Below are 1,913 nucleotides of genomic sequence, written 5' to 3'. Positions count from 1 at the left end.
TCAAGAGGGGCGGATTTGCCTACCCCTCGCCCTACAACCTTGGACGTGGTCTACCATCGCCACGCGGAGGCTACCTTCCTGCGTCACCCCTGTTAATACGCTTACCTACTACCGGTTCGGGTCACGCGCGCCACCACCCGGTGCCCCCGAAGGGACGATGGGCAGCTTTGGGCGTTTAGCATCACCGGGCTCGGTATGGGCGGTTCTTCGCCGGTACGGGAATATCAACCCGTTGTCCATCGACTACGCCTGTCGGCCTCGCCTTAGGTCCCGACTTACCCAGGGCGGATTAGCCTGGCCCTGGAACCCTTGGTCATTCGGCGGACGGGTTTCTCACCCGTCTTTCGCTACTCATGCCTGCATTCTCACTCGTGTGGCGTCCACCGCTGGGTCACCCCGCGACTTCACTCGCCACACGACGCTCCCCTACCCATCCACACACCTGAACCACGAAGGCTAAGTACACGTGTGAATGCCACAGCTTCGGCGGTATGCTTGAGCCCCGCTACATTGTCGGCGCGGAATCACTTGACCAGTGAGCTATTACGCACTCTTTCAAGGGTGGCTGCTTCTAAGCCAACCTCCTGGTTGTCTGTGCAACTCCACATCCTTTCCCACTTAGCATACGCTTAGGGGCCTTAGCTGGTGGTCTGGGCTGTTTCCCTCTCGACTACGGAGCTTATCCCCCGCAGTCTCACTGCCACGCTCTCACTTACCGGCATTCGGAGTTTGGCTAACGTCAGTAACCTTGTAGGGCCCATCGGCTATCCAGTAGCTCTACCTCCGGCAAGAAACACGTGACGCTGCACCTAAATGCATTTCGGGGAGAACCAGCTATCACGAAGTTTGATTGGCCTTTCACCCCTAACCACAGGTCATCCCCTCGGTTTTCAACCCAAGTGGGTTCGGTCCTCCACGCGGTCTTACCCGCGCTTCAACCTGCCCATGGCTAGATCACTTCGCTTCGGGTCTAGAGCACGCGACTCAAACGCCCTATTCGGACTCGCTTTCGCTACGGCTTCCCCACACGGGTTAACCTCGCCACGTACCACTAACTCGCAGGCTCATTCTTCAAAAGGCACGCTGTCACCCCTGCTAAGGAGGCTCCAACGGATTGTAGGCACACGGTTTCAGGTACTATTTCACTCCCCTCCCGGGGTACTTTTCACCTTTCCCTCACGGTACTTGTCCGCTATCGGTCACTAGGTAGTATTTAGGCTTAGCAAGTGGTCTTGCCAGATTCACACGGGATTTCTCGGGCCCCGTGCTACTTGGGATCCCCTTCGGGAGGCCGCACCATTTCGTCTACGGGGGTCACACCCTCTGTGCCGGGCCTTTCAAGACCCTTCGACTATGACACGACTTTCTGACTCCCTGCTAGATCGGCAGACCCAGCTGAAAGGTCCCACAACCCCGCCCACGCAACGCCTGCCGGCTATCACACGAGGACGGTTTGGCCTCATCCGCTTTCGCTCGCCACTACTCACGGAATATCTCTTCCTGTCGGTACTGAGATGTTTCACTTCCCGACGTTCCCTCCACACACCCTATATATTCAGGTGCGGGTCACCACACATGACTGTGGCGGGGTTCCCCCATTCGGACATCCTCGGATCACAGTTCGTTTGCCAACTCCCCGAGGCTTATCGCAGGCTACAACGTCCTTCTTCGGCTCCTAGTGCCAAGGCATCCACCCTGTGCCCTTAAAAACTTCAACCACAAAGACAAGAAAATAAAGATGCTCGCGTCCACTGTGCAGTTCTCAAGCTACGGGCGACCCCACCATCCCAACACCCGCGAAGCGAGCGCCTTTCCGGTGGTCCGCGCAGAAGAAGCCGGCTCACGCCCACTCCCTCAGGACCCAACAGTGTGCCACCACCCACCCCGCACCACCCACAACCCGTTCCCACCCC

At 58.1% G+C, this 1,913-nt stretch carries 1 rRNA gene; it reads right to left on the bottom strand.

Annotated elements, in window-relative coordinates:
• Positions 1–1,717, bottom strand: a 23S ribosomal RNA gene (locus tag Q0840_RS18950); the annotation flags it as partial.
• Positions 1,718–1,913 lie beyond the last annotated feature (196 nt).

The sequence above is a fragment of the uncultured Cellulomonas sp. genome (genome assembly GCF_947494015.1).
Taxonomy (GTDB): domain Bacteria; phylum Actinomycetota; class Actinomycetes; order Actinomycetales; family Cellulomonadaceae; genus Pengzhenrongella.
This window is presented reverse-complemented; position numbering and strand designations above follow the sequence as displayed.